This window comes from Methylopila henanensis (genome assembly GCF_042681025.1).
GTDB classification, from domain to species: domain Bacteria; phylum Pseudomonadota; class Alphaproteobacteria; order Rhizobiales; family Methylopilaceae; genus Methylopila; species Methylopila henanensis.
Map to the genome: position 1 here is coordinate 166,457 of NZ_JBHUER010000008.1, position 24,722 is coordinate 191,178.

The 24,722-nt window shown below is 67.3% G+C and carries 23 protein-coding genes; 14 read left to right on the plus strand and 9 right to left on the minus strand.

All coding sequences use genetic code 11. The annotated features are described in order from the left end of the window. Nucleotide 1 precedes the first annotated feature (1 nt). Both ACFSCV_RS11300 and ACFSCV_RS11305 read right to left on the minus strand, forming a co-directional pair. On the minus strand, nt 2-748 hold the full coding sequence (locus ACFSCV_RS11300; protein WP_378799684.1) for an ABC transporter ATP-binding protein: 747 nt from the start codon (nt 746-748) through the stop codon (nt 2-4). A gap of 3 nt (nt 749-751) precedes the next feature. Next, nucleotides 752-1,456 carry a GntR family transcriptional regulator gene (locus tag ACFSCV_RS11305; RefSeq protein WP_378799685.1) on the minus strand — a complete coding sequence of 235 codons (705 nt, stop codon included), beginning with the start codon at nt 1,454-1,456 and terminating at the stop codon, nt 752-754. Between the two features lie 358 nt (nt 1,457-1,814). Between ACFSCV_RS11305 and ACFSCV_RS11310 the strand changes: the two genes are divergently transcribed. Continuing rightward, nucleotides 1,815-2,807 carry a TerC family protein gene (locus ACFSCV_RS11310; protein WP_378799686.1) on the plus strand — a complete coding sequence of 331 codons (993 nt, stop codon included), beginning with the start codon at nt 1,815-1,817 and terminating at the stop codon, nt 2,805-2,807. Nucleotides 2,808-2,866: 59 nt separating this feature from the next. Here the strand turns inward: ACFSCV_RS11310 and ACFSCV_RS11315 are convergent, their stop codons facing one another. Continuing rightward, the gene (locus ACFSCV_RS11315; RefSeq protein WP_378799687.1) at nt 2,867-3,352 is read right to left on the minus strand and encodes a MaoC family dehydratase; all 486 of its coding nucleotides are present in this window, start codon (nt 3,350-3,352) and stop codon (nt 2,867-2,869) included. Nucleotides 3,353-3,597: 245 nt separating this feature from the next. Between ACFSCV_RS11315 and ACFSCV_RS11320 the strand changes: the two genes are divergently transcribed. From ACFSCV_RS11320 to ACFSCV_RS11350, 7 genes are all read left to right on the plus strand, one after another. Further along, complete coding sequence (locus tag ACFSCV_RS11320) at nt 3,598-3,981, plus strand: response regulator (RefSeq protein ID WP_378799688.1); 384 nt, start codon at nt 3,598-3,600, stop codon at nt 3,979-3,981. Continuing rightward, entirely contained in the window at nt 3,978-4,631 is a 654-nt protein-coding gene (locus ACFSCV_RS11325) for a protein phosphatase CheZ (protein ID WP_378799689.1), read from the plus strand. Before ACFSCV_RS11320 ends, ACFSCV_RS11325 begins: the two co-directional genes overlap by 4 nt. A gap of 117 nt (nt 4,632-4,748) precedes the next feature. Beyond that, complete coding sequence (lgt, locus tag ACFSCV_RS11330; protein WP_378799690.1) at nt 4,749-5,567, plus strand: prolipoprotein diacylglyceryl transferase; 819 nt, start codon at nt 4,749-4,751, stop codon at nt 5,565-5,567. Beyond that, entirely contained in the window at nt 5,564-6,640 is a 1,077-nt protein-coding gene (locus ACFSCV_RS11335) for a class I SAM-dependent methyltransferase (RefSeq protein ID WP_378799691.1), read from the plus strand. Before lgt ends, ACFSCV_RS11335 begins: the two co-directional genes overlap by 4 nt. Nucleotides 6,641-6,661: 21 nt before the next feature. Continuing rightward, the gene (gene pgeF / locus ACFSCV_RS11340) at nt 6,662-7,444 is read left to right on the plus strand and encodes a peptidoglycan editing factor PgeF (protein WP_378799692.1); all 783 of its coding nucleotides are present in this window, start codon (nt 6,662-6,664) and stop codon (nt 7,442-7,444) included. A gap of 161 nt (nt 7,445-7,605) precedes the next feature. Beyond that, complete coding sequence (locus tag ACFSCV_RS11345; RefSeq protein ID WP_378799693.1) at nt 7,606-8,538, plus strand: ribose-phosphate pyrophosphokinase; 933 nt, start codon at nt 7,606-7,608, stop codon at nt 8,536-8,538. A gap of 171 nt (nt 8,539-8,709) precedes the next feature. Then, nucleotides 8,710-11,130 (plus strand): bifunctional diguanylate cyclase/phosphodiesterase, encoded by a 2,421-nt coding sequence (locus ACFSCV_RS11350; RefSeq protein WP_378799694.1) that lies wholly within the window; start codon nt 8,710-8,712, stop codon nt 11,128-11,130. Nucleotides 11,131-11,136: 6 nt separating this feature from the next. On the opposite strand, the gene ACFSCV_RS11355 is transcribed toward ACFSCV_RS11350, so the two are convergent. Then, the gene (locus ACFSCV_RS11355; RefSeq protein ID WP_378799695.1) at nt 11,137-11,961 is read right to left on the minus strand and encodes a helix-turn-helix domain-containing protein; all 825 of its coding nucleotides are present in this window, start codon (nt 11,959-11,961) and stop codon (nt 11,137-11,139) included. Nucleotides 11,962-12,110: 149 nt separating this feature from the next. Here ACFSCV_RS11355 and ACFSCV_RS11360 point away from each other — a divergent pair, with 149 nt between their 5' ends. After that, nucleotides 12,111-13,178 carry an aldo/keto reductase gene (locus ACFSCV_RS11360; RefSeq protein ID WP_378799696.1) on the plus strand — a complete coding sequence of 356 codons (1,068 nt, stop codon included), beginning with the start codon at nt 12,111-12,113 and terminating at the stop codon, nt 13,176-13,178. A 6-nt stretch (nt 13,179-13,184) separates the two neighbouring features. Here the strand turns inward: ACFSCV_RS11360 and ACFSCV_RS11365 are convergent, their stop codons facing one another. Beyond that, nucleotides 13,185-13,538 (minus strand): hypothetical protein, encoded by a 354-nt coding sequence (locus ACFSCV_RS11365; protein WP_378799697.1) that lies wholly within the window; start codon nt 13,536-13,538, stop codon nt 13,185-13,187. A 67-nt stretch (nt 13,539-13,605) separates the two neighbouring features. After that, complete coding sequence (locus tag ACFSCV_RS11370) at nt 13,606-14,877, minus strand: glycerophosphodiester phosphodiesterase family protein (RefSeq protein ID WP_378799698.1); 1,272 nt, start codon at nt 14,875-14,877, stop codon at nt 13,606-13,608. Between the two features lie 519 nt (nt 14,878-15,396). On the opposite strand from ACFSCV_RS11370, the gene ACFSCV_RS11375 reads away from it, so the two are divergent. Then, the gene (locus ACFSCV_RS11375) at nt 15,397-16,617 is read left to right on the plus strand and encodes an AlbA family DNA-binding domain-containing protein (RefSeq protein WP_378799699.1); all 1,221 of its coding nucleotides are present in this window, start codon (nt 15,397-15,399) and stop codon (nt 16,615-16,617) included. 1,120 nt (nt 16,618-17,737) lie between these two features. On the opposite strand, the gene ACFSCV_RS11380 is transcribed toward ACFSCV_RS11375, so the two are convergent. Next, nucleotides 17,738-18,382, minus strand: a complete 645-nt coding sequence (locus tag ACFSCV_RS11380; RefSeq protein ID WP_378799700.1) for a pyridoxamine 5'-phosphate oxidase family protein — start codon at nt 18,380-18,382, stop codon at nt 17,738-17,740. 16 nt (nt 18,383-18,398) lie between these two features. Continuing rightward, complete coding sequence (locus ACFSCV_RS11385) at nt 18,399-19,364, minus strand: MBL fold metallo-hydrolase (protein WP_378799701.1); 966 nt, start codon at nt 19,362-19,364, stop codon at nt 18,399-18,401. Nucleotides 19,365-19,504: 140 nt separating this feature from the next. Between ACFSCV_RS11385 and ACFSCV_RS11390 the strand changes: the two genes are divergently transcribed. After that, complete coding sequence (locus ACFSCV_RS11390) at nt 19,505-20,419, plus strand: LysR family transcriptional regulator (RefSeq protein ID WP_378799702.1); 915 nt, start codon at nt 19,505-19,507, stop codon at nt 20,417-20,419. A 21-nt stretch (nt 20,420-20,440) separates the two neighbouring features. On the opposite strand, the gene ACFSCV_RS11395 is transcribed toward ACFSCV_RS11390, so the two are convergent. Beyond that, on the minus strand, nt 20,441-21,343 hold the full coding sequence (locus ACFSCV_RS11395; RefSeq protein WP_378799703.1) for a LysR family transcriptional regulator: 903 nt from the start codon (nt 21,341-21,343) through the stop codon (nt 20,441-20,443). A 131-nt stretch (nt 21,344-21,474) separates the two neighbouring features. Between ACFSCV_RS11395 and ACFSCV_RS11400 the strand changes: the two genes are divergently transcribed. The 3 genes from ACFSCV_RS11400 to ACFSCV_RS11410 all read left to right on the plus strand — a co-directional run bounded on the left by ACFSCV_RS11400 (nt 21,475) and on the right by ACFSCV_RS11410 (nt 24,711). Further along, on the plus strand, nt 21,475-22,248 hold the full coding sequence (locus tag ACFSCV_RS11400) for an SDR family oxidoreductase (RefSeq protein ID WP_378799704.1): 774 nt from the start codon (nt 21,475-21,477) through the stop codon (nt 22,246-22,248). A gap of 215 nt (nt 22,249-22,463) precedes the next feature. Continuing rightward, the gene (locus ACFSCV_RS11405; RefSeq protein ID WP_378799705.1) at nt 22,464-22,733 is read left to right on the plus strand and encodes a hypothetical protein; all 270 of its coding nucleotides are present in this window, start codon (nt 22,464-22,466) and stop codon (nt 22,731-22,733) included. Between the two features lie 475 nt (nt 22,734-23,208). Further along, nucleotides 23,209-24,711, plus strand: a complete 1,503-nt coding sequence (locus ACFSCV_RS11410; protein ID WP_378799706.1) for a P-loop ATPase, Sll1717 family — start codon at nt 23,209-23,211, stop codon at nt 24,709-24,711. Nucleotides 24,712-24,722: the final 11 nt, after the last annotated feature.

The following is a 24,722-nucleotide window of genomic DNA, read 5'->3' on the forward strand; positions in this document are numbered from 1 at the left end:
GTCACAGGCTCCCGCGCAGCAGCCGCGCCTGCTCCGCGACCTCCGCGGACAGCGGGTCGCGGGGATAGGGCAGATCGATCGTCCGGGTCTCGCGCACGCGTCCGGGCCGCGGGTTCAGCACCACCACCTTGTGGGCGAGGACCACCGCCTCCTCGACGTCGTGGGTGACGAACAGGAGCGTCATGCCCATGAGCTCCTTGATGCGCAGGACCTCCTCATGCATCTGCGCGCGGATCGAGGGGTCGAGCTTCGAGAACGGCTCGTCCATCAGCAGGATCGACGGCCGGGTGACGAGGCTGCGGGCGAGCGCGACGCGGCTGCGCATGCCGCCGGACAGCTCGTGCGGATAGGCGTCGGCGAAGCCGGTGAGGCCGACGAGCTCCAGCGTCTCGGCCACCCGCTCGCGCCGCTCTGCGCGGCCGACCCCGCCGGCCTCCAGGCCGAACGACACGTTCTGCGCCGCGGTGCGCCACGGCAGCAGGCGGTCGTCCTGGAACATGTAGGTCATCGACCGCCAGTCCTTGAACGCCTCGGCCGGGACGCCGTTGAGATAGACCTCGCCGGCGTCCGGCCGGACGAGGCCGGCGACGATGTTGAGGATCGTGCTCTTGCCGCTGCCGGAGGCGCCGACGATCGCCACGATCGACCGGTCCGGCGCGTCGAGGTCGACGTTCTGCAGCACGTGCAGCGGCTCGCCTTCGCGGCGCGGAAACCACTTGCTGACGCCGCGGAGCCGGACGGATCCCATCGATCAGGCGCCCAGCGTCGCGGCCGGGGTCGACGCCGCCGGCGACAGCGCGGCGTGACGCATGCTCGCGAGCACCTTCTCCATGGTCATGGCGTGGAACGTCTCCACGTGGCGGCGCGCGACGATCTCCGCGGAGTCCGCGTCGCCGGCGACGAGATGCTCGATCAGCAGCGTGTGGTCGTTCTCGATGTTCGGCCGGACGCGCTGCACGCCGAAGCCGAGCGCGACGAGGCGGGTCATCTCGTCGAGCAGACCGGAAAGCGTCCGGCACAGGCGATCGTTCCCGGAGGCGGCTGCGATCGCCATGTGGAAGCTGCGGTTCGCCTCCATGAAGAAGTCGATCTGGTTGCCGACGTCGCCCGGCATCTCGCCGCGGCAGGTGCGCTCCAGCCGCTCCAGCAGCGCGCGGTTGACGCGGCCGGCCGCGAGCCGGGCGGCGAGCGGCTCCAGCACCGCGCGCAGCGCGAACACCTCGTCCACGTCGCGCACCGTGACCGGGGCGACGCGGTAGCCGTGGCGCGGCATCGAGGAGACGAGGCCGTCCTGCACCAGCCGCTGCAGCGCGATCCGCAGGCTCGCCTTGCCGAGCCCGAACCGCTCCATCAGCTCGGGCTCGGTGACGCGCGCCCCCGGCATGATGCGGCAGGACACGATCTCGCGCCGCAGCAGGTCGTAGGCCTGCCGGCCCTTCAGCGCGGCGTCGCTCATCGCGGCTCCGGTCGGGGAAAATTCGGGCGCTTGCGCCACGTCGGCCAGGGCCACTGACATCTCCACGTCATCTGGTGAGCAGCCTACCGCCGCCATGACGGCCGCTCAAGGGTTGCAGGCCGGCGGCCCCCCAGCGGCGGAAGGTCGCGTTTCCGCGCGCCGGACGGCTCCTGCGATCACGGCTGCGTGGGCCCTCTTGCGCCGCAGCAAACGTCGCCTAACTTCGCTTTCGTCAGAACGGTCCGGGCCCCTCTGGCGATCCTCATCGAGGTCGTGATGTCGGACCTGCGCTTCCACCACAGGGCGCAGCGTCACGGCTCGACGTGCGCGCGCCTGCGACCGCAAGGGCACGATCGCAATGGAATTCCTCCCGTCGTTCCTGACCGCCGACGTCGTCGGCAAGCCGGCCTGGCTGTGGCTGGCCTTCCTCGGCCTCGTCGCCGTGCTGCTGGCCTTCGACCTCGGCGTCCTTAACCGCAAGGGCAAGGAGCTCGGCGTCGCCGAGAGCCTGAAGCTCTCGGTGTTCTACATCGCGGTGGCGGTCGCGTTCGGCGGCTACATCTGGTGGTCGATGGGCCCCGAAGCCGGCATGAACTACTACACCGGCTATGCGATCGAGAAAGCGCTCTCGATCGACAACGTCTTCGTCATCTCGCTGATCTTCGGCTACTTCGCGATCCCTGCGCGCTACCAGTACCGCGCGCTGGTCTGGGGCATCCTCGCGGTGCTCGTGCTGCGCGGAATCATGATCGGCGTCGGCGCCAAGCTGGTGCAGGACTACGACTGGATCATGCTGGTCTTCGGCGCCTTCCTCGCCTTCACCGGCGTGAAGATGCTGTTCGCCGGCGACGAGGAAGCCGACCTCTCCAAGAACAAGGCGGTGGGCTGGCTGTCGAAGCGCATGCGCGTGACGCCGGAGCTGCACGGCGAGCGCTTCTTCGTGCGGCAGCCGCACCCCGTCACCGGCAAGCTGGTGCTGTGGACAACGCCGCTGTTCCTGGCGCTGGTCGTGATCAACATCGCCGACCTGGTGTTCGCGGTCGACTCGGTGCCGGCGATCTTCGCCATCACCACCGACACCTACATCGTGTTCACGGCGAACATCATGGCGGTGCTCGGCCTGCGCGCGCTCTACTTCGCGCTCGCGGCGATGGCGGCCCGCTTCGCCTACCTGAAATACGCGCTGGCGCTCGTGCTGGTGTTCATCGGCGTCAAGATCTTCTGGGCGCACTTCTTCGGCAAGGTCGACCCGGCGATCTCGCTCGGCGTCACGCTCGCGCTGATCGCGGGCGGCGTGCTGGTGTCGCTGTGGAAGACCCGCGGCGAGGCCGAGACCAAGGCGATCGGCTAAGCCTGCGAACGGCGGCGCGTCCGGAGCTTCCGGGCGCGCCTGCCCGCCGAAAGAGAACGTCAGGCCAACTCGGCGTCGATCTCGTCGCGGCTCGGCACCAGCACCTGGGCCTCGCCGTCGAGCACCACCTTGTCGCCGACGGTGCATGTGCAGAAGAACGTCACCCGCTGCCGGCCGGGATCGAGCGCGGTGATCTCGACCTGGGTCGTGACCACGTCGCCGATGCGGACCGGCGCGCGGAACTTGATGGTCTGCGACAGGTACACGGCGCCCGGGCCCGGCAGGCGGGTGCCGAGCACCGCCGAGATCAGGCTCGCGGTGTAGAGTCCATGGGCGATGCGGCCGCCGAAGCGGGTGTTCGCCGCATAGGCCTCCGACAGATGGATCGGATTGGTGTCGCCCGTCAGCGCCGCGAAGGTGCGCACGCCGTCCTCGGATACCTCGTGGCGGATCTCGGCCGTCTGGCCGACCGACAGGTCCTCGAAAGCGATCTGCGCGACGTGATCCTGCGGCGCGATGTCCGCAGGCTTGAAGGCGGCTGTCATGGGCGGTCGGGCCTTGGTGCGAAAGCGGCGGCACTGTGCGACCGGCTTCGCTGCGGTGCAACGCGCCTTTTGGCTTAAGGCGAACGGCGTCGTCCTGTCGCAGCTCCAGCGGCCGTTAAACCGAAAATCAACCGCGGGGCGCCATCCTGACCGCTGTGGCCGATGCGCAGGAAGGATGTCCTCGCGCGCGTCCAGCGAAGCGACGGCCGGGTCGGACCACGACCCCATGAAGAAGGATTTTTCTGATGGCCCTCGACCACACGATGCCGGTGCTGATCGTGGACGACTACAAGACCATGCTCCGCATCATCCGCAACCTGCTGAAGCAGATCGGTTTCGAGGACGTGGACGAGGCCGCCGACGGCTCCGAGGCGCTCGGCAAGATGCGCGACCGGCGCTACGGCCTCGTCATCTCCGACTGGAACATGGAGCCGATGACCGGCATCGAGCTGCTGCGCGAGGTCCGCGCCGACGACAAGCTCAACCGCACGCCCTTCATCATGGTGACGGCGGAATCGAAGACCGAGAACGTTATCGCCGCCAAGAAGGCCGGCGTGAACAACTACATCGTCAAGCCGTTCAACGCCGAAACGCTCAAGGCCAAGATCAACGCGGTGTTCGGCGAATGACGCAGAGGGGGAAGTCCAGGGAGACCATGGCGGCGCCGTTCGAGCGCGTGCGCGCCTATGTCGACCAGAAGCGCGAGGGCGAGACCTCGTTCGGCGACGTGGTGGCGCTCGCCGAGATCACGGCCGAATCGATGCAGGCCTTCTTCGCCACCATCGACACGGCGATCTACAAGGAGCTGCGCGACATCGCGGACTACATCACCCGCATGCGCTCCGAGATCGCGCTGCTGCAGGCGGGCGAGCTGCAGACCGACCGCCTGCCCAAGGCCGGCGAGCATCTCGGCGCGATCGTGGTCGCGACCGAGGAGGCGACCAACGCCATCATGGAATGCGCCGAGGACATCCTCGCGGCCGCCGGCGCGGACGACGCCACGTTCCGCTCCGTCGTCAACGACAAGGTGATGGCGATCTTCGAGGCCTGCTCGTTCCAGGATCTGACCGGCCAGCGCATCGCCCGCGTGATCGAGACGCTTGAGCACATCGAGGAGCGCGTCGGCCGCTTCGCCGCGGCGGTCAATCCCGGCGGCGAACCCGGACCCGTCGCCGAGGACGCCCGGGAGCGGCGCGCCCGCGAGCTGATGCTGAACGGCCCGCAGGACCGCGGCGTCGCCATCGCGCAGGACGACATCGACGCGCTCATGGCGAAGTGAGCGCCGCCCGGCGACGTTTCGCCAAGCCCGCGCCCCACGGGCGCGGGAGGACGCGGCCGATGGCGCCTTGACGCTCCGCCCGGCGGCGTCCATCACGGCGCGCCGCCAGGAGCCGCCATGCCGCTGTTCGCGATCCCCTTTCCGATGATCGACCCGGTCCTGGTCTCGGTCGGACCGATCGCGATCCGCTGGTACGCGCTCGCCTATGTGGCGGGGCTGCTGATCGGCTGGTGGTTCGCCAAGCGCCTCGCCGGAAACGACGCGCTGTGGGGGGCCGTGCGGCGCCCGGCGCCAGAGCAGATCGACGACCTCATCCTCTACGTGGCCTTCGGCGTCGTGCTCGGCGGCCGCATCGGCTACGTGCTGTTCTACAACCCCGGCTACTACCTCGAGAATCCGCTCGAAGCGCTGCAGGTCTGGCGCGGCGGCATGAGCTTCCACGGCGGCCTTGTCGGCGCGTCGCTGGGCGTCGCCCTGTTCGCGCGCTCGCGCGGCCTGCCGGCGATGCCGATCTTCGATCTCGCCTCGGCGGTCGCGCCGATCGGCCTGTTCTTCGGCCGGCTCGCGAACTTCATCAACGGCGAGCTGTTCGGCCGCGTGACCGACGTTCCCTGGGCGATGGTGTTCCCGCATGGCGGGCCAGAGCCGCGCCACCCGAGCCAGCTCTACCAGGCCGCGCTCGAAGGCCTCGCGCTGTTCGTTCTCGTCCAGATCCTCGTGCGCTCCGGCGCGCTGAAGCGGCCCGGCCTCGTGGGCGGCGCCTTCCTCGCCGGCTACGCCGTGTGCCGCATCATCGGCGAGGAGTTCCGGGAGCCGGACGCGCAGATCGGCTTCCTGCCCGGCGGCTTCACCATGGGCATGGCGCTGTCGGCGCCGATGCTCGCGCTCGGCCTCGTCGTGATCGTCCTCGCGCTGAAGCGTCCCCGCCCGGCATGACGCCGCTCGCCCGCGAGATCGTCGCGACGATCGCGCAGGACGGGCCGATCACCGTGGCGCGCTACATGGCGCTCTGCCTCGGCCACCCCGTCCACGGCTACTACGCGACCCGCGACCCGTTCGGCGCCGGCGGCGACTTCGTGACCGCGCCGGAGGTGAGCCAGATGTTCGGCGAGCTGCTGGGGCTGTGGTGCGCCGAGGTCTGGCGGCGCATGGGCGAGCCGTCGCGGGTCGCGCTGATCGAGCTCGGGCCGGGCCGGGGCACGCTGATGGCCGACGCGCTGCGGGCGGCCAAAGTCGCGCCCGGCTTCCGCGAGGCGATCGCGGTCACGCTGGTGGAGACCAGCCCGACGCTGCGCGAGGTCCAGCGCAGGGCGCTCGGGCCAAGCGGCGTCCCGGTCCGCTGGGCCGCGGCGGTCTGGGAGGCGCTCGACGCCCCCCTCCCCGCGCTCGTCCTCGCCAACGAGTTCTTCGACGCGCTGCCCGTCCGCCAGTTCGTGCGGACAGAGGCCGGCTGGCGCGAGCGGCTGGTGGGGCTCGCGGACGGCGCGCTCGCCTTCGGGCTCGCCGCGGAGCCGCCGGCCGGCCTGACGCTTCCCGAACGGCCCGCGGGCGCGACGCTCGAGCTCAACCCCGACGGCCTCGCGGGCGCGACGCGGATCGGCGCCCACGTGGCGGCCCATGGCGGCGCTGCGCTCGCGATCGACTATGGCGAGGGCCATTCCGCCGGCGACACGCTCCAGGCGGTCCGCGGCCACCGCTTCGTCGATCCGCTCCGCGATCCGGGCGAGGCCGACCTGACGACGCAGGTGGATTTCGGCGCTCTTGGCCGCGCGGCGCGCGGAGCCGGCGCCGCCGTGGCGCCCCTTCTCCCGCAGGCCGATCTGCTGGAGCGGCTCGGCCTCGCCGCCCGCGCCGCGGCGCTCAAAGCCCGCGCGACTCCGGCGCAGGCGGAGGCGATCGACGCCGCCGTCCTGCGCCTCACCGACCGGGCGCCGAAGGCCATGGGCGCGCTGTTCAAGGCGCTCGCCTTCGCCGATCCTCGCCTCGGTCCCCTCCCCGCCTTCGATTAAGGCCCTGACGGAGCAAGCCCCATGACGTCAGCCGTCCCGACCGTCCAGTCCGAAGCGCTCGGCCGCCTGAACGGCGTGCGCCACGCCTTCTTCACCCGCCAGGGCGGGGTCTCGTCCGGCCTGCTCGCGAGCCTGAACGGCGGGCTCGGCGCCGAGGACGACCCGGCCAACGTGCATGAGAACCGCGCCCGCATGGCCTCCGCGCTCGGCCTCGCGCCCGGCCGGCTGGCGCTGCCCTGGCAGGTGCACTCCGCGAATGTCGCGGTCGCGACCGCGCCGTGGAGCCGCGAGGAGGCGCCGCGGGTCGACGCCGTCGTCACCGCGACGCCCGGCCTCGCCGCGGCGGTGACGATCGCCGACTGCGGGCCGATCCTGTTCGCGGACGCCGAGGCCGGCGTCGTGGCGGCGGCCCATGCCGGCTGGCAGGGCGCGTTCAAGGGCGTGGCCGAGGCGACGCTCGCGACGATGGAGACGCTCGGCGCGCGGCGGGCGCGGGTCACGGCCGCGCTCGGCCCCTGCATCCGGCAGGCGAGCTACGAGGTCGGGCCCGAGTTCACGGCGCGCTTCGTGGCCGCCGACGAGGACAACGCCCGCTTCTTCGAGCCCTCCGGCAAGCCCGGCCACGCGCTGTTCGACCTCGCGGCCTATATCGTGGCGCGGCTCCGGGCGGCGGGCGTCGGGACCGTGGACGACGTCGGCCTCGACACCTACGCCGACGAGGAGCGCTTCTTCAGCTATCGGCGCGCCACCCATCGCGGCGAGGCCGACTACGGCCGGCTCGTCGCCGCGATCGCGCTCGCCTGAACGCGTCCGCGTTAACCCGGCGTGCGCCGCGAGCGGTGTAGTCATGCGTGCACAAGAGTCCGGCCGCTGTTGAGGCCATCTGGAATTGTTGTTAAGAGCCGCACGTTTTTCCGGCCTCCCGGCCGCGTGATGACCGGGCGCTTGATCAGGGTAGCAACGGAATGAAGGTCGTCGCCGGCAACTCCAATCGCGCGCTCGCCGAAGCCATCGCGGCGTATCTCGCGACCCCGCTGACCCGCTGCAACGTGCGCCGCTTCGCGGACATGGAAGTGTTCGTCGAGATTCTCGAGAACGTGCGCGGCGAAGACGTGTTCGTCGTCCAGTCGACCTCGTTCCCGGCGAACGACCACCTGATGGAGCTGCTGATCATCATCGACGCGCTGCGCCGCTCTTCGGCGCGCCGCATCACGGCGGTGATGCCCTATTTCGGCTACGCCCGGCAGGACCGGCGCTCCTCCGGCCGCACTCCGATCTCGGCCAAACTCGTGGCCAACATGATCACCCAGGCCGGCGCCGACCGGGTGATGACGCTCGACCTGCACGCCGGCCAGATCCAGGGCTTCTTCGACATCCCGACCGACAACCTGTTCGCCGCGCCCGTGATCGTGCGCGACATCAAGGAGCGGCTCGCGCTCGAGAACGTCATGGTGGTGTCGCCGGACGTGGGCGGCGTGGTGCGCGCCCGCGCCATCGCCAAGCGCATCGGCGCCCAGCTCGCCATCGTCGACAAGCGCCGCGAGCGCGCCGGCGAGAGCGAGGTGATGAACGTAATCGGCGACGTCGAGGGCCACTCCTGCATCCTGGTCGACGACATCGTCGATTCCGGCGGCACGCTGGTGAACGCCGCCGACGCGCTGATCGCGCAGGGCGCCAAGGAGGTCTACGCCTACCTGACCCACGGCGTGCTCTCGGGCGGCGCGGTGGCGCGCATCACCGCGAGCCGCATCAAGGAGATGGTCGTCACCGACTCCATCCTCGCCACCGAGGCGGTGCGGGTGGCGAAGAACATCCGCGTCGTCTCGATCGCGACGCTGATCGGCGAGGCGATCGCCCGCACCTCGTCGGAAGAAAGCGTCTCGAGCCTGTTCGACTGAGCAGGCCGGGCTCGCGCCTCGGGCCTCCCACATGTCGCGTCGCGGGCCTTTTCCCGAAGGCCGCCCGGTCAACCTGCGCCGTCATCGGCGCAACCCTCCGTGCAACAACACTTTCTTCAGGGACTGCGGGGTAGTTTGCGATAACATCGCCATACCCCTCCAGGTCGCCGCATGCTCAAGGTCATTGGCTGCTTTGTGCAGGACCATGATTTCGGACTGGTCGTCCTCGCCGCTCTGATCTGCACGGTCGCCGCGTTGGCGACCATCAGGCTGCTGCGGCATGCGCTGCTCCAGAAAGGCCGCACGCACGCCGTCTGGCTCGGCGTGGCGGCGATCGCCGGCGGCTTCGGCGTCTGGGCCACGCATTTCGTCGCCATGCTCGCCTTCTCGCCCGGCATGCCGAGCGGCTACGACATCTCGCTCACCGCCACGTCGCTCGCGCTCGCGATCGGCGCGACCGGCGTCGGGCTGGCGGTCGCGAGCTGGCGCGGCGTCCACGCCTGGACCGGCGGCGCTATCGTCGGCGGCGGCGTCGCCGCCATGCATTTCACCGGCATGGCCGCCTTCGAGATCGCGGGCCGGATCGCTTGGGACATCGGGCTCGTGGCCTGGGCGATCGGCCTCGGCGCGGCGCTCGGCTCCGCGGCGTTCGCGATCGCGCTCCGCAGCGACAAGCGCGACGCCCGCGAAGAGCTTTGCGCCGCCGGCCTGCTCGTGCTCGCGATCTGCTCGCTCCACTTCACGGCGATGGGCGCGCTCGTGATCACGCCGGATCCGGCGATCGTGATCCCGGCGAACTCGCTGCCCACGAGCTGGATCGCGGCGGCGGTGGCGACCGCGAGCCTGTTCATCCTGCTGCTGGCCTCGGCGGCGCTCGCGCTCGACGTCCGTGACCTGCGCCGGGCGCAGCGCGAGGGCGAGCGGATGCGCAGCCTGTCGAACGCCGCGGTCGAGGGCCTTCTGGTGGTGCGCAACGGCGTGATCGTCAACGCCAACGAGACCTTCGCAGCGCTGTCCGGCGTTTCAACCGACGCCCTCGCGGGCCAGAAGCTCGCGGCTTACCTGCCGGGGATCGACGCGGCGGCGATCGTCGCCGGCGCCCCCGTCGAGGGCGACATGCTCGGGCCCGGGGGCGTCGGCGTCCCGGTCGAGATCGTGTCCCGAAAGCTGGACGGCGCGGTGAAGCCGCTTATCGCCGTGGCGGTTCGCGACCTGCGCGCCCGTCGGAAGGCGGAACGCGACATCTATTTCCTGGCGCATCACGACCCGCTCACCGGGATCGCCAACCGCCCCGCCTTCCATGAGCGTCTCGACCGCGCGATCGAGGCCGCAAAGGAGTCCGGTCGCCGGATCGCGGTGCTGTGCATCGACCTCGACCGCTTCAAGGACGTCAACGACCTGTTCGGTCACGCCGCCGGTGACGCCGTTCTGCGCCAGGTGGCCGACATCCTGCGCGGCTCGGTCGCCGCGGGGGACTGCGTGGCGCGGGTCGGCGGCGACGAGTTCGCCGTCTTCGCCGCGATCGAGAACGGCGAGGACGCGGAGGCGCTCGCCCGCGCCATCATCCGGCGCGCCAACGGCCAGCCCGACGCGCCGCGCGAGACCTCGATCGGCCTCAGCGTCGGCGTCGCGATCTTCCCGCAAGACAGCGGCGAACGCGAGACACTGCTGTCCTACGCCGACATGGCGCTCTACCGCGCCAAGCACGAGGGCCGCGGACGCTGTTGCGTCTTCGAGTCCTCGATGAGCGCCGAGCTGCACGACCGGCGCCTGCTGGAGCACGAACTGCGCGGCGCGATCGGGCGAGGCGAGATCGCGCTCGCCTTCCAGCCGCAGCTGGATGTCGCCTCCGGCGCGGTCATCGGGTTCGAGGCGCTCGCCCGCTGGAGCCATCCTGTCCGCGGGTCGGTCTCGCCCGCCTTGTTCATCCCGCTCGCCGAGGAGAGCGGCGCCATCCTCGACATCGGGGAATGGGTGCTGCGCCACGCTTGCATCGAGGCGGCGCGATGGACGAACCCGCTGACCATCGCGGTCAACGTCTCGGCCGTGCAACTGCACTCAACGTCCTTCTGGGAGCAGGCGCGCCGCGCGCTGTACGAAAGCGGGCTGCCCGCCGCGCGGCTGGAGCTCGAGGTCACCGAGACCGCGCTCATCCGCGACCTGCCGCGCGCGCTCAACACCTTGCGGCGGCTGAAGGCGCTCGGCGTGCGCATCGCCATGGACGATTTCGGCACGGGCTACTCGTCGCTCTCCAACCTCCGCGCCTTCCCCTTCGACAAGATCAAGATCGACGCGTCCTTCGTGAAGTCGGTCGATGGCAACCCGCAGGCGGCGGCGATCGTGCGTTCGGTGCTGGGCCTCGGCCGAGGGCTCGGCCTGCCGGTGCTGGCCGAGGGCGTCGAGACCGAGGCCGAGATGACCTTTCTTCGCGCGGAAAACTGCGCCGGCGCGCAGGGCTACCTGTTCGGCCGCCCGGGTCCGATCGAGAGCTTCGCGAGCATCACCGGCCGCGCCGGCGCGCCGGCGAGGGGCGACATGTCGGCCGAACCTGCGACGGCAGCCGAGGCGCCTCCCTTGCTGACGGCCGCGTAGGAAGCGCTATTTCCGCCGCGCCTCGGACGGCGGGCGGCCGGTCATGCGGCGGAACAGGCGGGCGAAATGGCTCGGGCTTGTGAAGCCGACCGCCGCGGCCGCCTCGACGACGTCGGCGCCCCCGCGCAGCAGCGCCTCCGCGCGCGCGATCCGGCGCGCGGTGACGAAGCCCAGCGGCGAGACTCCCGTGGTTTCGCGGAACACCCGGTGGAAATGGCCGGACGACATCTCGGCGATCGCCGCAAGCTCCGCGATCGCGACCGGACGGTGGAGATGGGCCTCGACGAAGGCCGTCACCCGCTTCAGCCGCCACGCGGCGAGCCGTGACGCGGCCTGGGCGGGCGCCGCGGCGTAGCGGCTCGTCATGTAGCGGCCGAGAGCATAGGCCAACGTCTCGCCATAGGCGGGATCGAGAACGCCGGCTGACTGCTGCGCGCGATCCAGCTCGCAGACCAGCGCGCGCACAAAGGGGTCGTCCGCATTGCTGAACGGCGCGAAAACCGGCGGCCGGCCCTCGAAAACCGAGGGCGCCAGTGCGACCGACGCCCATTCGGCCTCCACGTCCTGAAGCCTGATCCGGCGTTCGCAGTCCGGCGGCGCCAGCGACACCGCGCCCGCGAAGTCCGTCCCGTCGTAGCGGTGACCGCAGTCCGAGCGCACCTCGAGCCGCCGCGCGCCGCCCCGCAGCGTCACCAGCAGGATGAGGTCGGCCGAGCGGGTCACGCCCTCGACCGAGCGCGTCAGGGCGCGCCGGCCGGCGTCGAACCGCCCGCCGGGCCACACGGCGCTGCGGCGGTCGGAGGCTTCCGGCTCGTGAACGCGACGGTACATCGTCGTATGGCCCATGATCAGCGCAAGCCCTCGGACGCGCCTGCGGATTCCGTCAGGATCGCGACTGCCCGGTCAGGATCGCGCGCGCGGCGGCGTCCGACAATAGTCTAGTTCGGGCGGGCTCGCCGAACATCCCGAGGATCAAGCCCATGGCCCCCCGCCCGCTCGCCCCGAACCGCCGCGCCTTTCTCGGAGGCTCCGCCGCCGCGCTTGCGGCGGCGACGGTCGCCGCGCCCGCCACGCTGACCGCGTCCCCCGCCGCGGCCCAAAGCGCCGCAGAGCCGGCGCTGACGCGGCGCATCCCCTCCTCGGGCGAGGAGATTCCCGCGGTCGGACTCGGCACCTTCCTCGCCTTCGACCTGACGCCCGGGCAGAAGCGCGACCACCTGTTCGAGGTCACGAAGCGCTTCTGGGAGGCGGGCGGACGCGTGGTCGACACCTCCCCGCTCTACGGAGCCGGCGAAATCACCACCGGCGACGCCCTGATCGCGATCGGCGCCAACCAGCAGGCCTTCGTCGCCAACAAGCTGTGGTCGACCGGCGAGTTCCTCGCCGACGACAGCCACGCGGTCCGCAGCCTCGACCAGAGCCTCGGCCGGCTGTGGCGCGACAAGATCGACCTGATGCAGTGCCACAGCCTCGTCAACGCCGAGGTCATGATCCCGCTGATGCAGGCGTGGAAGAAGGAGGGCCGCATCCGCTACGTCGGCGCGACCCATTACGAGAACCCCCATCACGCGGTGCTCGCGAGCTGGATCGCCCGCGGCAAGCTCGACGTCGTGCAGGTGAACTACTCGATCTTCAACCGCGCCGCGGAGGAGACCGTGCTGAAGGAGGCCGAGGCCCGCGGCTGCGCCGTGCTCGTGAACATGCCGTTCGAAAAGGCGCGGCTGTTCAAGGCGGTGGAGGGCCAGCCCCTGCCCGCCTTCGCGCGCGACATCGGCGCCGCGACCTGGGCGGCGTTCTTCCTCAAATGGGTGCTTGGCCACCCGGCCGTGACCTGCGTCATCCCCGCGACCTCGGACCCGGAGCACGCCTCCGAGAACATGACCGCGCTGCATGGGCCGCTGCCCGACGCCGCGATGCGCGCCCGCATGGCGCGGCACATGGAGACGATCCCCGCCTTCGCCGAGATCGGCAAGCAGCCGTGGTATCCCGGCAAGCGCTATCCCGGGCTGATCGCCCGCGCTCAGGCCGCGATCCGCGCGCGCGGCTGACCGGCCTCAGCGCCGGCCGCGGCGCGGCTCCGCCTCCTGAGACTCATGGGCCTCGTAGAGGGGAACGTCGGCGTTGACGCGCACGCGGCGGACCCGCGACGGCAGCCGGCGCGACGTGAACTCCGGCGGGAACAGGCCGGTCCCGTCGTCCTCCAGCAGCAGCCGCGGCCCGCGGGTGACGACGATCTGGTCCGCCGAGCCCGGCAGCGCGACCTGCGGGCCGTAATAGGCCTCCGCCGCGCGCGAGACCCGGAGACGCTCGACGGGGCGCTCGCGAAACCCACGCTCCGGCGGATCGGCCGCAAGCGCGGGCGGGACGCCCAGCGCGAAAACCACGAGACAGACGCCGCCGACGCGCATGGGCCAAGGTCTCCGGAGGGACGTCACGGAGACATGGGGCGCGCCGGCGGCGCGGCGAGTCCGCGCCTCAGCGGATGTTCATGCAGTTAGCGTAATAGGTGACCGGCGCCGGCCAGTCCGAAAAGATGGCGCGCACGCCGACGTCGCGGGCGAGCGCGTCGATCACGCGCATCAGGTCGCCCTCGCGGCTGACCGCCTTCTCGATCGTCTGGTAGTAGAAGTCGCCGTCGAGGTCCGCGAGCCGGCCCGAGCGCTCCAGCGACCAGGCGATGATCTCGAGGCCCGCCGCCTTCGCGTTTTTGGCCGCGCGCGAGGCGACGATCTCGTTGCGCCCGTTCACGTCGAGCAGCGCGAACACCGGCGGCGCCCAGATGCGGATGCCCTCACGGCGGTAGCCCTCGAGCTCGGCCGCACCCGGCAGGTCGGCGACCGTGTTGGCGTCGTCGAGATAGACCGCCTGCCGGCCGAAGGCGGGCTCGTTGCGGATCCAGTACAGCACGTCGTTCCTGTCGAAGGACTGCGGGAACACGTCCCGCGGCCGAACCCCCGCCGCCCGGTACTCGTCGATCAGCTTCTGCGCGTAGGCTTCCTGCGTGAAGCCGCGGAACGGCATCGGAACCACCGGGCTCTTGAGCTCCGGCGTCATCTTCACGCCCAGTTCCTTGAACAGCTCGATGCTCTCGCGATGCGTCATCAGATGGCCGCTGGTCGGGCCGGAATAGAGATCGGTGCGCCAGGCCGGCGTGCCGCCGACGAACTCTTCGGCCGTCCGGGCGCCGCGGTCGAAGGCGTCCATCTTGCCGCGCAGCGTGCGGAACTCGGCCAGCGTGATGTCGCTGGTGCGGCACTCCGCGCTCGCCGGCGTCACCACCGCGCCGTCCGGCCCCAGCACGGCCGGCGTGAACGGTTTCGTGCATTTCGAAGCCAGCGGCGTCAGCAGGATGTTGGTGGTGGTGTGCAGGTCGTTCTGCGCGTGGCGGCAGACGAGCTCCAGGTCCTTGGTGAAGGCGACGTCGCATTCCAGCACGCCGGCGCCCATGCGCGCCGCAGCGACATAGGACTCGCGGGTGTGCTCGGGAAACTGCAGCGGCGCGCCGCGATGGCCGATGGAGAAGTCGCTCGGCCGCAGCCGGTTCCCCTCGCAGCGCTGCAGCCGGCGCTTGAGCGCGCTGTTGGCCATGTCCTCGATCAGGAAGAACGGCCGCGGCCCGACCTGCACGTTGGCGCCGGCGCCGCCGGCCGCCCGCGCCTCCACCTGAGCCGCCGCCCCGCCCGCGCCGAGCAGCGCCGACGCCCCGAGGGCGAAGGCGAGCCCCAGTCCCACGATCGTCCCGCGCATGCCGCATCTCCCCGCTTCCGCGCCCTCGGGCGCCGCCCCGTTATGGCCGGGACGCTAGCCGCGCGCGCTGACAGATGCGTGACGGGGGCGTGAGACGCACGCCGTCGCGGCGCGCCCGACCGGACGGCCGGAACGGCTACCGCGCGCATTCCCCACCGCCGCCGCCGTCATGCCCGGCGAAGCCGGGTTCTACTACTTGAACGTCGAGTGCTACGTTCCCAGTAAGGCGTGGATGCCCGGCTCCGCCGAGCATGGACGCCCTCGATGAGGTGAGGATAAACACCCTTGGATTATCCCGTAGGCCACGCAGCCTATTCTCAGAAACGATTTCGCGGTGCATGTCATCGATGTGTCGCTATCATGCAATGCGCGCTGCGCGCGTCGCCTGCGGCTCCCGACTAAGCACCGTCCATCTTGATACATATCAATAATTCTACGCACAGAATGAAGCCGGGCACTCCTCGAATACAGCTTGACGATCTACGCTTCAGGTGACTTAACAGAAACGAGATGTTGCACATGTCCTATTTCGTCCCACAAACGTTAGAACATATTGTCGAAATGCGAGACCGTGGCGATTCTGAGAATGCCACGCTGGAATTCAAATCATCTCGTCTATTAGACCAGAAGAATGATAGGATATTTGAAGCCCTCTCAAGAGAAATCACTGCTCTAGCAAACAGTATCGGCGGCGTTCTCATCATTGGCGTCGAGGAAGATAGCGATCGGCGGATCGCGATGATTGCACCTATCGGGGATGCTAAAAAGAACGAAGCGTGGATTGAGGACGGTCTTCTCTCCCGCATCACGCCAAGCCTCAATTTCGCAATTACTAGGATCGAAGCCAGCGGCGGCCATCTCCTAGTCATCGACGTTCCGCCGTCATTGAATGCACCACATCAATCTGCAGATAAACGGTACTATGCGCGCCGGCTGTTTCGCGTCGATCCGCTACTAGCCTTCGAGATCGATGACATTCGCAGACGCGTTGCAGCCATCGCAAGCGGAGCAAGTCTTTCCGTTTTGTTTCAGGGCGGTGAAATATCATTCGTTATTTCTAACGAAGGGATTGGCGCAGTCTTCAATGTCTGGATCCAGATTGATGGCATAGAAAACAGCACCATCGCAAAAATCTGGTCACCGGGGCTAGGTCGCCCCTATACGGAGCCTTTCCGCATTGTCCATCCTGGAGAGAGACGCACCTTTCTGGGCGCTAGCTTCGATTTTTTCCAAGAAAAACTCGGCGATCGAATGCATCTAACATTGCATTATGCAGATTTTGATGAAAATGTACATCGAAAATACTATACATATTATTTAAAAGATTTTGACAGCACGATCACTTTAAGATCTACAACGGAGAAATTGCTCGATTCTGGCGTAAAAAATATCGAAAAATTGGAGCGCAGGATTTCTGAATTGGCTCGTGATATTCATGAGATTCGGGAAAGAGCGTTTCATCCTTCGGGTTTAAACCTATCTAAGACTACACTCTCCGTCCTCGCTGGCAAAAAAGATATTAAATGGCCCGGCGAAAGCCTATCCTTTCAAGCTCTCGCCGAAGTCCTTGATGTGGATTCAGAGACGGCCATCAAGATTCAAGAGAAATTATTCGGAGCCCACCACTATGTTGGCGGAAGGAACGTATCTCTGAATGAGATCGACTTAGCGGATGAGGTGAAAAACAAGATCCGTCAGCTTCTGAAATTTCCGCCCGAAGAACAGGAGACTCAGAGGTAATCGCACCACCGCGAAGGCCTCTGCCTAGGTTCCTTTTGCAGAACGCAAGGCCGCTCAACGACCGTCGCAACCGTGAGTTTCCGGCATCGGTTCTCCATCATAGACGCCATCGCTGCCCCTGCAACAGGGCGCAAAACCGTCGCCCTGCAAGGGAAGGAATGACAGATGGAAATGGGTCGGCTGCAGAGTGGTGGCTATCGGTACAATGGTAATTGAATTGGCCAGTCTGCTGCCGGCCCGATACGGGGACGTTTAGGTACGCACATGGCAAGGTCTGCCCCTAGCGCACATTAGAAGCGCCTCCGGCTCGACGTCATACCGCGACATAGGATTTTTTTCTTTACACGAGCCTAAAATCCCTGCATGATCGCAGGACCTTCTCCCATCAGGAGGCGTGGCCGGAACCGGTCGTCCGCGTGGGGGATAGGGCGGCGCCTGCGCCGTGGGCCTTTCCGGCGGCCCGCGTCCCGGGACGTCGGTCGCAGCGCAGGTTTGCGGACGCTTCGCGGGTTTTTAGCCCGCGCGTCGTCCGAACCTCGCGAAAAGCCGCCCGCCCTGCATTATGACGGGGCCGCGCCTAGACAGAGGCGCCTTAAGGCGGACGGACGCTTCGGAGCTTTTCGGAGTTCCCCGCGTCCGCCGCCGGAGAGCAGGCATGCGACCGTCGCGAAAACGCCGTGCGGGGGCGCCGGGCGACCGGTTTTCCGAAGACTACGGAGTGAACGGTGGCCCGGCGCCCCTGTCTCCTGAGATGTCCGCATTCACGCGTTCAGAGAAAAACGCCTTGCGACGCCGCGGAAATCTCCGCCGGCGCGCTGGCCCCTGTCCGCGCGGCCCGCAGGAGGAATCCAAGACGATGGCTTACGAGGTCGGCCCCATACCCCGCTTCCGGCCGGCGCCGTTCGGCCTCGCACGGCGGCCCGCACGCGTCGTGCCGGCGCCGACGCCCCGAGGGCGCATGCGAGCCCAGTCCGACGATCGTCCCGCGCATGACGCGATCTCCCCGTTCCGGCGACGCCAGGCATCGTTCCGTTATGGCGTGGACGGCGCGCTGACAGACGCGTGACGAAGAGCAGGACGAGGCCCGGCGGGCCGGCGAACTGTCTCGAAGGCGAGCCGGTCAGCGGCCCGCCCCGGAGAGCAGGCGGCGCAGACGCTCGTTCTCCGCGCGCAGGCGCTCGATCTCTTCGCGCGCGGGAGCGATCGCCCGCTCCAGCTCCTCCACCGTGAAGCGCGGCGTGATGTGCTGCGGGCAATTCCAGTCGAAAGCCTCGACACGAACGATCGCCCGGCGTTCGGTCACCGGTCCCCGGCCTTCGGCCGCGGCGGTCGCCTCGCGTTCCGGATCCCGGACCTCGTCGACCATCTGCAGGCGGCCGAAAATCTTGAGCCGCCGTTGATGGGCGTAGTCCATCAGGAAGAGCGACACCCGATCGTTGACGGCGACGTTGCCTACCGTGACGTATTGCCGGTTGCCGCGAAAATCCGCGAAGCCCAGCGTGCGCTCGTCCTGCGCCTGCAGGAACCCCGCCGGCCCGCCCCGGTACTGGACATAGGGCCAGCCGGTCTCGGAGACCGAGGCGAGATAGAACCCGTCGCGTTCCGCGATGAAGGCTCGTTCCGCCTCTCCGAGCCGGTCGTTGCGGACCAGGCCGTCCGTGTCCCGCGTTCCGTCCAGGCGGGCGTATTGCGCCGCGCCGCCATAGCGCTCGCGCGCCGCCCTCACGGAGGGCGTGGACGCGAGCTGAAGCCATTTGTGGATCATCTCAGCTTCCTTCGGCCTAGTCCTGATAGGCCCAATCGGCGACGGACCAGCGCAGGCGGCCCCGATCGGAGACGATCCGGCCAAGGCCGGGGAACGGCATATGCGTCGCCGCGATGAGCGCTCCCTCCTCGGCCGCGCGCGGGAAGAAGCGGGCGCGCATGGCCTCGGCGGCCGGCCGGTCCTGCTCGAACAGGAAGTTCACGTCGGCGCCCATCCCCGGATGGACCACGGGAAAGATCATGTCCGAGACCATGATCAGGCTCCTGGACCCGTCCTCGATCCGCACGCCGATATGGCCGGGGGTGTGGCCCGTCAGGTCCACGAGCGAGAGGCCCCGCATGATCTCGTGATCGCCCTGCGTCGCCTGGAGCTTGGGATAGAGCCGCACGAGGTCCGACGCGAACCGGAAGCTGGTCTGGAGGTAGTCGGGCGCGCCGGCCCGCTTCGCCGGGTCGGTCCAGTGAACGACGTCGCGCCGGTCGACATAGACCTCGGCGTTCGGAAAGCGGCGCTGTCCGCCCGCCACGAGCCCGCCCATGTGGTCCTGATGCATGTGGGTCACGATCACGGCGTCGATCTGGTCCGGCCGCAGACCGCGCGCGGCGAGCGCCTCGGGGAGGCGCCCGGTCTCGCCGATCGAGCCCGCCGGCCCGGCGTCGATCAGAATGCGGCTCGCGCCGTCCTCGACCAGATACTGGTTGAACAGGAAGCGCACACCGCCCGGCCGGGCGGTGAACTGCGCCTTGGCTTCCGCCTCGACCTGAGCGGCCGTCCGTCCGGGGAAGTAGGAGAAGGGCATGTCCGCATAGCCGTCCGTCAGCGCCGTGACGGTGAACCGGCCGATCCTGATCTGCGCGAGCGGCGCCGGCGCGGTCGCGGGCGGCGGGTTCGCGGCGAGGGACGCATGGGGCCGCGCGACGGCGCCGAGGGCGGCGCCGGAAAGGCCGAGGGCCAAAGCCCGGCGAGAGAGCGAAAACGACATGGGACACCTCCAGTTGGGAGGCCGAACCCTTCGTCCTGATCGGCTCCTGCGGCTCGGCTGAGGACAGACCTAGACCCTCTTGCCGCGCGGCAATATCCTCCGGTTCAGGGATGCTTCCTCTCGATTTATGGAAGGCAGGAATGGATCGGCTCGAGGCCATGTCGGTGCTGCTCGCCGTCGTCGAGGAGGGCAGCCTTTCGGCGGCTTCCCGGCGCCTGCGGGCGCCCCTCGCCACCGTGAGCCGCAAGGTCGCCGAGCTCGAGAAGCATGTGCGGACGCAGCTTCTGGTGCGGACCAGCCGCCGCGTCCAGCTCACCGACGCCGGCCGGGCCTATGTCGAGGCCGCAAGGCGCATTCTGGAGCAGGTCGAGGAGGCCGAACGCGACGCCGCGGGCGAGCGCAGCGCCCCCCGGGGCGAACTCGACGTGACCGCGCCCAGCGTGTTCGGGCGGACGCACCTGCTGCCGATCGCGGTCGACTTCCTGAAGGAGCAGCGGGAGATCGGCGTCCGGCTGCACCTCTACGATCGCCAGGTGAACCTGATCGAGGAGCGGATCGACGTCGCCGTCCGCATCGGACATCTGGTCGACAGCGATCTCCGGGCGACGAAAGTGGGCGAGGTGCGCAGGGTGGCCTGCGCCAGCCCCGCCTATCTCGCGAGACGCGGGACGCCGGCGGCGCCGGACGACCTCCCGGCCCATGACGGCGTCACGTTCCGGGGCTTCAAGACCTCGCCGGAGTGGCGCTACCGCGGCGACAACCCGGTCTGGTCAGCGGAACCGCGCACGCGCCTCGCCGTGAACTCGACCGAGGCCGCGGTCGCGGCGGCCGTGGCGGGCCTCGGCGTCCTTCGCGTGATCTCCTACCAGATCGAAGCGGAACTTGAGTCAGGGGCTCTCGTTCCGATCCTCGAGGAGTTCGCGCCCGCCCCGCTGCCGGTCAGCCTCGTCTACCCGGAAGCGGTCGTCCGGCTGCGCAAGGTCCGCGCCTTCCTCGACTGGACCGTTCCGCGGCTCCGGACGCGCCTGCAACGCCCCGACGGGCGGACGGCCTGAAAAAGGCAGGTCCGGCTCCCGTCAGGCGCTCACCGCGGTCTTGAGCAGTCGTTCGAGCCAGTCCGCGAAGACCTGAAGCCGGCGCGAGAGGTGCTGCCGGTGATGGTACAGCAGCGCCATCGGCATCGGCGCCGCGCGGTGCTTCGGCAGCACCTCCACCAGCTCGCCCGCGGCGATGTGCGACCTCACGTCGTAGGCCGGGATCTGGATCAGGCCGAGCCCGGCGAGGCAGCAGGCGATGTAGGCTTCGGCGTTGTTGACGGAGACGCGGCTCCGCATGGCGGTCGCATGGACGGCGCCGTCCCGCGACCATTCCCAGTCCTCGACGCGCCCGCTCGAAGGCGAGGCGTAGTTGACGGCGAGGTGGTCCGACAGATCCTCGGGAGCCAGAGGCACGCCATGGCGCTTCAGATAGGCCGGGCTCGCGACGTTGATCAGCTCCAGCTCCCCGATCTGGCGCGCGATCAGGCCGGTGTCGCCGATCGCGCCCACGCGGAGGACGCAATCCACGCCGTCCTGGACGAGGTCGACCGCCCGGTCGGTCACGCCGAGATCGACGTCGATGTCGGGATACTGGTCGAGCAGGGTGGGCAGGGCCGGAGCGATGATCAGCCGGCCGATGCGGCCCGGAACGTTGATCCGCACCTTTCCCGACGGATGCGACGCGCTCTGGCGGAACAGCCCTTCCGTCTCCTCGACGTCGGCGATCAGCCGCACGCAGCGCTCGTAGAAGGCGGCGCCGTCCTGCGTGGCCGACACCCTTCGCGTGGTCCGGCGCAGCAGCTGGGTCCCTACGCGCGCCTCGAGCTCCTGCACCGCGGCCGAGGCCGAGGAGCGGGGAACGCCGAGCGAATCCGCCGCGCGCGTGAAGCTCGAACACTCGACGACGCGCGCGAAGATGCGGAAAAGCTCGATCCGGTCCATGATCGCGGGCGGTCCGATTGTTCGGCGTTTCGGTCAGGTGTTGTCAGAAGTAGCATCTTTATCCACGAAATTCACACGGTAGCTTTCCCCACGCGGCCGCAGCGGCGGACGCGTCTTGCAGGAGCGAAGCGATGGCCGACCACAGCATCAAAGGCAAAACCGTCATCATAGCGGGCGGCGCGAAGAACCTGGGCGGCCTGATCGCCCGGGACCTCGCCGAACACGGCGCCAAAGCGGTCGCCATCCACTACAACAGCGCCGGCTCGAAGGCCGAGGCGGACGCGACCGTCGCCGCCGTCAAGTCCGCGGGCGCCGAAGCGGTCGCGTTTCAGGCCGACCTCACCACGGCGGGCGCCGTGGAGAAGCTGTTCGCGGACGCCGTCGCGGCCGTGGGCCGCCCCGACATCGCGATCAACACGGTCGGCAAGGTGCTGAAGAAGCCGATCGTCGAGATCAGCGAGGCCGAATATGACGAGATGACCGCCGTCAACGCGAAGGCGGCGTTCTTCTTCCTCAAGGAGGCCGGAAAGCACGTCAACGACAACGGCAAGATCTGCACGCTGGTGACGTCGCTGCTCGGCGCCTACACGCCGTTCTACGCCGCCTACGCCGGCACCAAGGCGCCGGTGGAGCATTTTACGCGCGCCGCTTCGAAGGAGTTCGGCGAGCGCGGCGTCTCGGTGACCGCGATCGGCCCCGGCCCGATGGACACCCCGTTCTTCTACCCCGCCGAGGGCGAGGACGCCGTCGCCTACCACAAGACGGCGGCCGCGCTGTCGAGGTTCTCGAAGACCGGCCTCACCGACATCGAGGACATCGTCCCCTACATCCGCTTCCTGGTCTCGGACGGCTGGTGGATGACCGGGCAGACCATCCTGGTCAACGGCGGCTACACCACCAAATGAGGCGCGGCCGGCCGGCTCCCGTCAGCCGGCCGGGACCATCCGGAACGGGGCGGTCAGGCCCGCCGAAGCCGGGCGTCCACGACGGCCCTGGGCCCTAGCGCCCCTCGGTCCAGGTCGTGGACGCCCGCAGGAGCCGGCATGACGACCGGGCATGACGGCGGCGCGGCGGCGGCGCATAGTTTCCGGACGGATTTTTGAAGGGAGGCGCGCCATCCATGCACATGCTGCTCGTCATCGTCGGCGGCTGCCTGACGCTCTCGACCTTCGCGCTGTTCGGAAAGCTCTGGGGCGGCGACGTCGCCGGCGTGGGCGCCGCCCTGAAGGTCTTCATCCCCGTCTGGCTGGTGATTTCGCTCGTCAACATGTGGGTCGGCGTGACGAAAGCCGGCTACACGGTCACGCAGGAGCTCCCGATCCTGCTGGTCGTGTTCGCCGTCCCCGCCGCGATCGCCGCCGCCGCGGCCTGGCGGCTGACCAGCGCGTGATCCGGGCCGCCCGCGGCCGTACTATCCTGCGACAGCGGCGTGGATTGTTAGACGCGTAGGGCGGACTGCCACGCGGCGCACCCTCTTTGACGGTCGGGACGGCGCCAGCGCGCCTTACACGGCCACCATCGTCATGCCCGGCTCCTACCGGGCATGACGATGCAGGCTGCACGGGCGACAGCCAAAACTCTGGAAGACAGTACCGCATGCCTCCCTTAAGCTTTCTAGGATTCGCAATCTCGCCTGCGCTTGACGGAATGCGACGTCCCCCAACTGAGCCTCCTGCTCCCCGCGCTTCGTCCAGCATGTTCGGTTACAGCTTAAGGCGGGCGCATCTTTCGGATAAAGACGATTGATTACATAATGCCGCTTCTTGATTCATGCGCCTGGGCCGCATCCCGCATAAACCACCTTTTGGAACAAAGCGTTCTCCACCCTTAGCGACCACAAAACAACAACACAGAGACGCAAGAATATGAATAAACTTGAAGTTTTACAAGATATAAGCTTTGGAAACCAGATAGCTGAGGAGGAACGAGATGTCCTTCGATCCTATTTCGTCGAAACAAATACATGGAGAAAAATTCTAAGAAACGAAATTGACATCATATACGGCCCGAAGGGCTCGGGGAAGAGTGCATTATATCTACTTGTTCAAGACAACAAGGAATATCTCACTAAGAACAAGATCATACTTGTGCCCGCCGAAAATGTTCGAGGAGACCCAGCATTCAAGGCAATCGCTCTCGACCCACCAGCCTCAGAGCGTGAGTTTACGAATATTTGGAAGCTGTACTTTTTGACTTTGATTGCACGCGCGGTCAACCAAAATGATTTTAATTCAAAGATTGCAAAAAAATTCATAAGCATAATGCAAGAGAGTAATTTGCTCCTAAGCGAGACCTCGACACTTGGATCGATATTAAAATTTGTTCAGTCGTACATAAAAAAGATGGGGAACCCATCCGCATTCGAAGGATCGGTAAGCGTCGGCGAAGCAACAGGGACGATAACAGGGTTTTCTGGACGAATAATATTCGAGGAGCTCGGCGAAGAAGATGCCAAAAGCGGGAAAGTATCAGCCAGTGAGCTTTTTAACATGGCCGAGTCTGTACTACAGGAGGCTGATCATAAAATTTGGATATTATTAGATCGATTAGATGTTGCATTTGACGAGGCCTCCGACCTTGAGCGAAATGCGCTTCGGGCACTTTTTCGCGCCTATAGAGATCTTAGGAGCTGCAATAACCTGATACTTAAGATATTCCTGCGTACCGACATATGGGAGCGAATTTCTGACTCAGGCTTTCGCGAAGCAACTCATCTTTCTCGAGACCTCCGAATAAAATGGGATAAAAATAGTCTTAAGAATCTAATCATTCGTCGGGTGCTGGGGAACGATTCCGTTATCAAATTTTACGACATAGACAAGGATAAGATCCTTGGTTCTTCAGACCTACAGCAAGATTTGTTTTTAAAGATGTTCCCGGACCAAGTCGAGGTCGGGGAAAAACAGTCCAGCACATTTGACTGGCTTATTAAGCGTACGGCAGATGGCACTGGCCAGAACGCTCCTAGAGAGATCATATTTTTCTTGAACAACCTTGTTGAAAAACAAGCGCAAATCCTGGAGCGCGGAGAAAGCGAGCCAGATGGAACTTGGCTGTTTGACCGTGCCACCTTCAAGCAAGCGTTACCCGAATTATCGGAATACCGAATAGTGAAAGTCTTGTATTCTGAATACCCTGATCTTAAAAAATACATTGAAGCCCTTAAAACAGAAAAAACTGAACATACAGTGTTGTCGCTTTCAAAGCTCTGGAATGTTGATGTAACACAAGCAAGAACTATTGCCTCCCGTCTTAAAGATATAGGCTTCTTCGAAGAGAGAGGCTCCCGCAGTGCACCTTCTTATTGGGTCCCCTTTATTTATCGACCCTATCTGAATCTGGTCCAAGGAAAGGCTGACGATAACTAATGCGTCGTCAG

What these genes read in the sequence shown, in the direction of transcription:
- ACFSCV_RS11300 (WP_378799684.1), bottom strand. Translation starts at nt 748, where the DNA reads ATGGGATCCGTCCGGCTCCGCGGCGTCAGCAAGTGGTTTCCGCGCCGC.
- ACFSCV_RS11305 (WP_378799685.1), bottom strand. Translation starts at nt 1,456, where the DNA reads ATGAGCGACGCCGCGCTGAAGGGCCGGCAGGCCTACGACCTGCTGCGG.
- ACFSCV_RS11310 (WP_378799686.1), top strand. Translation starts at nt 1,815, where the DNA reads ATGGAATTCCTCCCGTCGTTCCTGACCGCCGACGTCGTCGGCAAGCCG.
- ACFSCV_RS11315 (WP_378799687.1), bottom strand. Translation starts at nt 3,352, where the DNA reads ATGACAGCCGCCTTCAAGCCTGCGGACATCGCGCCGCAGGATCACGTC.
- ACFSCV_RS11320 (WP_378799688.1), top strand. Translation starts at nt 3,598, where the DNA reads ATGGCCCTCGACCACACGATGCCGGTGCTGATCGTGGACGACTACAAG.
- ACFSCV_RS11325 (WP_378799689.1), top strand. Translation starts at nt 3,978, where the DNA reads ATGACGCAGAGGGGGAAGTCCAGGGAGACCATGGCGGCGCCGTTCGAG.
- lgt (WP_378799690.1), top strand. Translation starts at nt 4,749, where the DNA reads ATGCCGCTGTTCGCGATCCCCTTTCCGATGATCGACCCGGTCCTGGTC.
- ACFSCV_RS11335 (WP_378799691.1), top strand. Translation starts at nt 5,564, where the DNA reads ATGACGCCGCTCGCCCGCGAGATCGTCGCGACGATCGCGCAGGACGGG.
- pgeF (WP_378799692.1), top strand. Translation starts at nt 6,662, where the DNA reads ATGACGTCAGCCGTCCCGACCGTCCAGTCCGAAGCGCTCGGCCGCCTG.
- ACFSCV_RS11345 (WP_378799693.1), top strand. Translation starts at nt 7,606, where the DNA reads ATGAAGGTCGTCGCCGGCAACTCCAATCGCGCGCTCGCCGAAGCCATC.
- ACFSCV_RS11350 (WP_378799694.1), top strand. Translation starts at nt 8,710, where the DNA reads ATGCTCAAGGTCATTGGCTGCTTTGTGCAGGACCATGATTTCGGACTG.
- ACFSCV_RS11355 (WP_378799695.1), bottom strand. Translation starts at nt 11,961, where the DNA reads ATGTACCGTCGCGTTCACGAGCCGGAAGCCTCCGACCGCCGCAGCGCC.
- ACFSCV_RS11360 (WP_378799696.1), top strand. Translation starts at nt 12,111, where the DNA reads ATGGCCCCCCGCCCGCTCGCCCCGAACCGCCGCGCCTTTCTCGGAGGC.
- ACFSCV_RS11365 (WP_378799697.1), bottom strand. Translation starts at nt 13,538, where the DNA reads ATGCGCGTCGGCGGCGTCTGTCTCGTGGTTTTCGCGCTGGGCGTCCCG.
- ACFSCV_RS11370 (WP_378799698.1), bottom strand. Translation starts at nt 14,877, where the DNA reads ATGCGCGGGACGATCGTGGGACTGGGGCTCGCCTTCGCCCTCGGGGCG.
- ACFSCV_RS11375 (WP_378799699.1), top strand. Translation starts at nt 15,397, where the DNA reads ATGTCCTATTTCGTCCCACAAACGTTAGAACATATTGTCGAAATGCGA.
- ACFSCV_RS11380 (WP_378799700.1), bottom strand. Translation starts at nt 18,382, where the DNA reads ATGATCCACAAATGGCTTCAGCTCGCGTCCACGCCCTCCGTGAGGGCG.
- ACFSCV_RS11385 (WP_378799701.1), bottom strand. Translation starts at nt 19,364, where the DNA reads ATGTCGTTTTCGCTCTCTCGCCGGGCTTTGGCCCTCGGCCTTTCCGGC.
- ACFSCV_RS11390 (WP_378799702.1), top strand. Translation starts at nt 19,505, where the DNA reads ATGGATCGGCTCGAGGCCATGTCGGTGCTGCTCGCCGTCGTCGAGGAG.
- ACFSCV_RS11395 (WP_378799703.1), bottom strand. Translation starts at nt 21,343, where the DNA reads ATGGACCGGATCGAGCTTTTCCGCATCTTCGCGCGCGTCGTCGAGTGT.
- ACFSCV_RS11400 (WP_378799704.1), top strand. Translation starts at nt 21,475, where the DNA reads ATGGCCGACCACAGCATCAAAGGCAAAACCGTCATCATAGCGGGCGGC.
- ACFSCV_RS11405 (WP_378799705.1), top strand. Translation starts at nt 22,464, where the DNA reads ATGCACATGCTGCTCGTCATCGTCGGCGGCTGCCTGACGCTCTCGACC.
- ACFSCV_RS11410 (WP_378799706.1), top strand. Translation starts at nt 23,209, where the DNA reads ATGAATAAACTTGAAGTTTTACAAGATATAAGCTTTGGAAACCAGATA.